Annotated in this window: 8 protein-coding genes and 1 pseudogene; 5 read left to right on the top strand and 4 right to left on the bottom strand. The window is 64.1% G+C overall.

Going from position 1 to position 6,587, the window contains the following annotated elements; translation table 11 throughout:
* Positions 1 to 282 (bottom strand): hypothetical protein (locus AC630_RS40915; protein ID WP_074124016.1); only part of this gene is annotated, 282 nt, incomplete at its 3' end.
* Between the two features lie 127 nt (positions 283 to 409).
* Entirely contained in the window at positions 410 to 916 is a 507-nt protein-coding gene (locus tag AC630_RS40920; RefSeq protein WP_074124018.1) for a GNAT family N-acetyltransferase, read from the bottom strand.
* Between the two features lie 145 nt (positions 917 to 1,061).
* On the opposite strand from AC630_RS40920, the gene AC630_RS40925 reads away from it, so the two are divergent.
* Positions 1,062 to 1,451 carry a COG4315 family predicted lipoprotein gene (locus AC630_RS40925; RefSeq protein WP_074124029.1) on the top strand — a complete coding sequence of 130 codons (390 nt, stop codon included), beginning with the start codon at positions 1,062 to 1,064 and terminating at the stop codon, positions 1,449 to 1,451.
* A 247-nt stretch (positions 1,452 to 1,698) separates the two neighbouring features.
* Here the strand turns inward: AC630_RS40925 and AC630_RS40930 are convergent, their stop codons facing one another.
* A complete protein-coding gene (locus AC630_RS40930; RefSeq protein ID WP_074124019.1) occupies positions 1,699 to 2,253 on the bottom strand; it encodes a PAS domain-containing protein in 555 nt (184 codons plus the stop codon).
* Positions 2,254 to 2,788: 535 nt separating this feature from the next.
* Here AC630_RS40930 and AC630_RS40935 point away from each other — a divergent pair.
* The 3 genes from AC630_RS40935 (at position 2,789) to AC630_RS40945 (ending at position 5,108) form a co-directional block, all read left to right on the top strand.
* A complete protein-coding gene (locus AC630_RS40935; RefSeq protein ID WP_074124021.1) occupies positions 2,789 to 3,220 on the top strand; it encodes a hypothetical protein in 432 nt (143 codons plus the stop codon).
* A 370-nt stretch (positions 3,221 to 3,590) separates the two neighbouring features.
* Positions 3,591 to 4,412: a rhomboid family intramembrane serine protease gene (locus AC630_RS40940; RefSeq protein WP_074124023.1), complete on the top strand. Its 822-nt coding sequence runs from the start codon at positions 3,591 to 3,593 to the stop codon at positions 4,410 to 4,412.
* 267 nt (positions 4,413 to 4,679) lie between these two features.
* Positions 4,680 to 5,108: a CBS domain-containing protein gene (locus AC630_RS40945; protein ID WP_074124025.1), complete on the top strand. Its 429-nt coding sequence runs from the start codon at positions 4,680 to 4,682 to the stop codon at positions 5,106 to 5,108.
* Between the two features lie 20 nt (positions 5,109 to 5,128).
* Here the strand turns inward: AC630_RS40945 and AC630_RS40950 are convergent, their stop codons facing one another.
* A complete protein-coding gene (locus tag AC630_RS40950; RefSeq protein WP_074124027.1) occupies positions 5,129 to 6,157 on the bottom strand; it encodes a patatin-like phospholipase family protein in 1,029 nt (342 codons plus the stop codon).
* Between the two features lie 239 nt (positions 6,158 to 6,396).
* Here AC630_RS40950 and AC630_RS40955 point away from each other — a divergent pair.
* Positions 6,397 to 6,587, top strand: a pseudogene (locus AC630_RS40955) (hypothetical protein); the annotation flags it as partial.

The following is a 6,587-nucleotide window of genomic DNA, read 5'->3' on the forward strand; positions in this document are numbered from 1 at the left end:
ACCACCACCACCACCACCGCCTCCTCCGCCACCACCGCCGCCGGCATCACGCAGCGAGGAATTGTAGCGGGGGTCGGTCTGCTTCATGTAGGTGGGTGAGGTATCGCGATTGACGACGCGACGTCCTGCGGCCTGCTGCTGAATATCGGGCACGCCGCAGCCATCGAAGAAGGCGAGGTCGCAACCGTAATTCCGCAACTGCACCGCGTTGGCGCTGGTCGCGGTGAACGCGGTCGTCGCAACGCATGCAATCAGAGCAACTTTCGACAAATTGAGTTTCACGGAAATTCTCCAGCCTCGGTTCGGCGAGACCGCAACGGCTCGCACACACCTTCGACGGAGGCTGGCCGAAACCGGTTCGAGGGCGTGGCTTCACGCCCGCGTGAGCCGGATCGACCGGGGAGGGACCTTACGCCGCGATGAGGTCACGGAGCATGTATGTCGCGCTTTCGCCGTAGGATGCGAGCTTTGCGCGCAGCTCCGCATCCGCCGTGACGGGCCGAAAGCCGAGACGCTCCCACAACGGCCGCGTGGCGTAGACCGAGACCAGCGCAAGCGTCGCGATGCCATTTGAGCGCGCGAGGTCCTCAATCGTCGCGACATAAGCGCGCGCAGCGCCGCCGCGACGATCAGGCAGCACGGCGACATCGTGCACGTAGAGGCAGTCCGCGTCATCGGGCAGTTGTTCGAGGAAGCCGTCGAGCGGCGGAATCCGGTGCTGCTTCCAGGGATGCGAGAGCCCATAGCCGGCGATCCCATCGTCCGCGATGAGCACGCGGCAGCCCACGGGATAAATTCGCATCTTCTCCGCGAACACGTCGGGGCTTTCAGGGAGATCAGGATGGATCCGCGCCGCGATCGCGCTGATCGCGGGCAGATCGGACACGCGTGCGGGACGCCAATGCAGCTTGCTCATGTCGATCCGTCATTCCGTCTCACGCATTCCAATTTATTCCGTCGCGACGCTGCGCGCAGCGAAAATATCTTTGGCGCCGTCCCAGGAATACGACGCAGCGCGCGGCGTCCTACTGTTGCAAGCCAATTGCATGACAGGAGACACCATGACGACGTCCTCGATCCGCCTCGCGCTCACGCTCGCTGCATCCCTCGCGATCATTCCCGCCGCCTTCGCCGCGCCGCCGACCAAGACCGGCAAGACCGACAAGGGCAATGTGCTCACCGACGCCAAGGGCATGACGCTCTACACATTCGACAAGGATGCGGACGGCAAGTCGGCCTGCAACGGTCCGTGTGCGACGAACTGGCCGGTGCTGAAGGCCGAGGCCAGCGACGCCGCGGGCGACGGCTACACCGTCATCACGCGCGACGACGGCTCCAAGCAGTGGGCCTACAAGGGCAAACCGCTCTACACCTTTGCCAAGGACCAGAAGCCCGGCGACACCACCGGCGACGGCTTCCTGAATGGCGCCTGGCATCTGGCGATGCCGTGAGCTCGGCTGCATCATGTCGATGATGTCTAGCATTTAAAGGCGGTCTCGTGCCCCGGACGCAGCGCAGCGCTTCCCTGGCGATGCGAAGCATCGTCCAGTAGCGGTGCGCTGCAGAGCCGGGGCCCATCTCACATCTGGATACGCGGCCTGCTGGGGCCCGGCTCTGCGCAGCAGCGCCATAAGCGCATTCACGCGCGTCTTCGACGCGCTATGCACGCTGCAGCGCGTCCGGGACACGAGCGTATTCTTAGCGCAGCCCCTCATACACCATCAGCCCGCGTGCGATCTGCAGCTTGCGGATCGCGCGCGGCAGCAATTTCTCCGGCTGGTGCAGATAGCGCCAGGAGGTGAGGGTGAAGGCTGAAAGCGCGCCGCATTCGTCGTTGAACGGCGCGAGCACGCCGGTGACACTCACCGGCGTGTGCGGGCGGGCGTTGAAGGGAAGCAGCAGAAGCTCGAGATGTGCCTTGCTGCCGTCCTCGCGCGCGGCAGTGATGCCGGCGATCGCACCTAACGTCTCGTCGGCGACGACGGTCGTGATTTCCTCGATCTCGCTGCGGCTGGCTTCGGTAAACAGCGCCGCAAAACTCTGGTCCTTGAGGTCGAGCCCCGCCAGCGCGCAGACGCGCGTGCCGGCGACGCGGAACGGGAAGCCGAGGTTTTGCTCGCAGGAGAGCACGAAGATGTCGCCGAGCAGGCCGCGAACGGCCGCCGGATCGATATCGGCCCGGTCAGGGGCCCGCGCGGTGCCGCGCTTCTTGTCCCAATACGCGAAGAACTCGCGGCTCGATGGATGTTTCATGACTGAACGCTCACCCCGGGGAGCAACCTCGCGGGACAAAGCTGTCCCGCTTCAGTGCACCCGCGATCCCTTTGTTGTTTGTGCAGGAGGGGATTTGCAGCGTCCATGCCGCAGGCGCGTTTTCGGCGCTTCCGGGACGGTCTTTGCGTCGTTAACGTTAAATTCACCATGACCTCAACTAGGCCGATGGCCTACGTGTCTCAGCTGCGTCATTTCCGCGGGCTTTCAGCGCTTTGTCTCGCGGCTTGCCTGTGAGCGCCTTGAAGCCCGGCCAAACCGCGCCGAGCAGGCCGGAGACCATTGGGGCACCTGCGCGACGACGGTCTTGATTTCAGGTTCCGCACGATCGCGTTCCAGATTACCCGGCAGTCGACGAGGCAGCCTTGCGACGAAGCCGGTTCCACCAGCTTTTTTTGAAACGGGTGGAACCACTGGCTGTTCCGCCCGTTGGCAGCAACTGCTTCGTCGCGGTGTCAGGTGAGGCCGGATACTGACGCGATCAAAATTTGCAATCAAAAGTTGATGTAAATGAACCATGGCAATCACAGGGTTGCGTTCCTGGCTTGTGTGCGCCGCAGGGGCATTCGCTGCTTATTTTGCGCTCGCCACATGGCTTGATCTGAGCTTTGTCAACCCAGCGCCGACAGGGCGGCTGGTCGTCAAGCTGTTGCCTCCTTTCACTCCGGTGCAGGGACATGCTTTCAGCGGCGCGCCTATACCCAGCGATGCTGAATTGCTTTCCCACCTGGGCGATGATCCCACGTCCGACAGTCACCGCTCGCCTGTTGTACTGTTCGAAGATAAGCAGCCGCTCGGTCCGGCGCACAGCAACTTTCGCGAGATCAGCCAGAACGGTCTGGGGCACTACGCTCACTGGCGCGATCAAGGCATCATCTTCTCGACGAGCGACAACAGCGACCCGAACGAGAACCGCCGCAGCTATTGGGCCGTGGTGCGATCGGACTGATGGCTGGCCGCGCCCGCCGCGCCAAGGCCGGCTAGGCATTTGGAAACGGAGCCGCCTTTGCGTCGTTAACGTTAAATTAACTACGCGCTTTGCGCCGACAGCACGCCTGCTAGGGTGACCGCGGTCGCAAGCCTCGCCGCTTTCAACCAGGTTCTCGGCGAGGCCTGTACACAGGCGTCAAACAGTTTGGTCACGGGCCGCGGGGAGGGGTGGGGATACACCTTCATTGCCTCTGGTACCGGAAGGCCGACACGGACGGGGAGGGCTTTTCCCAGGGCCCTCCCTTTTCCGTTTGTGCACTTGCACAGGGTGGGCAAAGGCGACTATCTCCAAGTGTAACGCTCCGATCGCGCCTGAAAGCCAAGCTGCCTTGGATTCCCCGCAAGATTCTCCGCCGCAAGATCCTTTACCGGAGGCGCCGGCCGTTAGTGAGGAGGCTCCGCGCGAGCCGATCCTGACGCTGCCTGTGGCGCTGACCGCCTATATCCTGCTGCTGGCGCTGATCCATCTGCGTGTGCTGCTGCCGGCGGATATCGAGAACTGGACCATCGACGTCTTCGGCTTCATCCCGAAACGCTACGATTCCTCGCTGCTCAATCTGCAGATCCCCGGCGGCGCCGGTGCCAAGGTCTGGACTTTCGTCACCTATTCACTGCTGCACGCCAACTTGACCCATCTCGGGTTCAACGTGCTGTGGCTGCTGCCGTTCGGCAGTGCGCTGGCGCGCCGCTTCGGCGCTGTCAGGTTCTTCGTCTTCATGGCGGTGACGGCGGCGGCCGGCGCGCTCGCGCATCTCGTCACCCATGAGCATGCGGTGGCGCCGATGATCGGCGCCTCGGCCTCGGTGTCGGGCGCGATGGCGGCGGCGATCCGTTTCGCGTTCGTCCGCGGCAGCTTCCTTTCGTTCAACCGTTCGGACGCCGATACCGCCGCAAAAGTTCCGGCGCTGCCGCTGTCGCGCGCGCTGCGCGACGGGCGGGTGGTCGCCTTCCTCGCGGTGTGGTTCGGCGTCAACATCATCTTCGGCGTTGGTGCGATCGGGGTCGATGCCGAAACCACGAGCGTCGCCTGGCAGGCGCATATCGGCGGCTTCTTCGCCGGCCTGTTGCTGTTCGCTCTGTTCGATCCCGTGCCGCGCGTGCGAAACGATGCTGCGGATGCGTCATCACGGGACATTTCGAACCGTATTTGAAGCGGCGCTTGCGGCCCGGCCTGAATTCATCCATCATTCCCTGAAGAATGTTCCGAAGCGGCAAGCCGCTAGAGCATGATCCGAACCCGAAGGGCCGCGTTAGCGCAAAGTGTGCAGCGGTCTTCCGAAAAGATCATGCTCAGGCATAGCGGATGCGATGCTTCGCAAAGCGCCCGAGCCTGAAACCGGCGCTGAAACTGTTAGTTGAAGACTCGCGAACAAGTCCGGATCGCCGACAGGCGGCCGGGGTCGATTCAGGAGGCGACAATGACGGTACGTTCCATTCTCAACACCAAGGGCCACCAGATCATGAGCGTCGAGCCCGACGTCAAGCTGGCGGCCGCGATCAAGCTGCTCGGCGAGAAGAAGATCGGCGCGGTGCTGGTGATGAACCAGAGCCGACTCGAAGGCATTCTGTCGGAGCGCGACATCGTGCGCGTGCTTGGCGAGCGCGGCGCTGGCGTGCTGGAGGAGCCGGTCTCTGAGGTCATGACCCGCAAGGTCGTGAGCTGCAAGGAGACCGACACGGTCGCCGAGCTCATGGAGACGATGACCACCCGCAAATTCCGCCATCTGCCGGTGATGGAGAACAACAAGGTGGTCGGCCTGATCTCCATCGGCGACATCGTCAAGCGCCGCGTTGAGGAATACGAGTCCGAGCAGGAAGCCCTGCGCGACTACATCAAGACGGCCTGACCGGCCTCACTCGTCCGCCCTTACTCGTCGGCTTTGGGCGCGCTGCCCACCGGCGCCGGCGCGAGCACCTCGATCGCCTCCTGGATCGACTCCAGCGCGCGCTCGGCGGCGCGGCTCCCATGCGCGATCAGATCCTCGGCGCGATGGAAGTCGAACCAGCCGAACTGGCCGACCCGCGGCGTGATCAACATATCAGGCGGATCGCCGGCGAGGCGGGCGCGCGTGATGCGGTCCTGCATGATGTTGAAGGCATCGACCATCACCGAAGAGATGCCGGGCCGGCCGCCGCCACCGAAGAACTCGCGCTTCATGGTCTTCTCGGGCGAGAAGAAGCGCGGGAAGCGTCGCTTGGCCGTCGCCTCCTCGGCCGCGGGCGCGACCGGGTCGGGCCTCGCGCCGTGCGAATAGATCGTCGTGGAATGGGTAAAGATATCGCTGGAAAGATTTGCGGCGATGACGATTTCGGCGCCGAGCGCGCGGGCGGCTGAGACCGGCACCGGATTCACCAGGGTGCCGTCGACCAGCCAGCGGTCGCCGATCAGGACCGGCGAGAAGATGCCGGGCAGCGCATAGGAGGCGCGCATCGCATCGACCACGCGGCCGCGCGTCAGCCAGATCTCGTGGCCGGTACGGACCTCCGTCGCGACGGTGGCGAACTTGACGGAGAAGTCCTCGATCAGGGTCGCGCCGATCGCCTCCTCGAGCCGGGTTGCGAGCTTTTCGCCGCCGATCAGGCCGGAGCCGTTGAGGCGAATGTCGAGATAGCCGAGGATATTGCGCACGCCTTGCAGGCTGCGTCCCCATTCTTCCAGCGTGTCGAGCTGGCCGGCCGCATAGGCGCCGCCGACCACGGCGCCGATCGAGGTGCCGACCACGACATTAGGCACGATGCCGTTGGCAATCAGGGTTCTCAGGATTCCGATATGGGCAAAGCCGCGTGCGGCGCCGCCGCCGAGTGCCAGGCCAATGACCGGCCGACGGGTGGTGCCGAGGCCGACCTTCTCGCCATTCGAGCCGTTTGCGCCGCGACCCTTCAATTTCTCCAGCACCGAAACCCCTCCTACGCCTGGGCCAGCCCCAATCATCAGACTAGGCACCGTATTTGCGCTCCGCCAGAACCAGGGCGAAGCATGGTTTATGCCGCTTTGGGAAGGGCACGGGGCAGGAATATGACCATGGCCGTTGCCTCAGGACTAATCACGCAGGCGTCAACCAGGTTCCAAAGGACCGTATGCCCTGGGTTTTCCCAGGCTTGAATTTGCCGCGTTTTCGGTGAAAAGCAGGTGACATGACTCGCGGGGGTGACGGCATCATCGGATGGCGGCGCAGCGGCAGGCTGCTGCCGGCGCTGATCCTTGCCGCGTGCTTCATTATCCCGGGCCAAAACGCCGCGCAGGCGCAGCTTTTCTCCGACCGCCCGCCGCCGGTGCCCCCGGCATCGGTCCCCGATCCCGGCGGCGCCGTCAGCTTGGCACCGCC

It is taken from the genome of Bradyrhizobium sp. AS23.2, assembly GCF_001908185.1.
GTDB lineage: Bacteria > Pseudomonadota > Alphaproteobacteria > Rhizobiales > Xanthobacteraceae > Bradyrhizobium.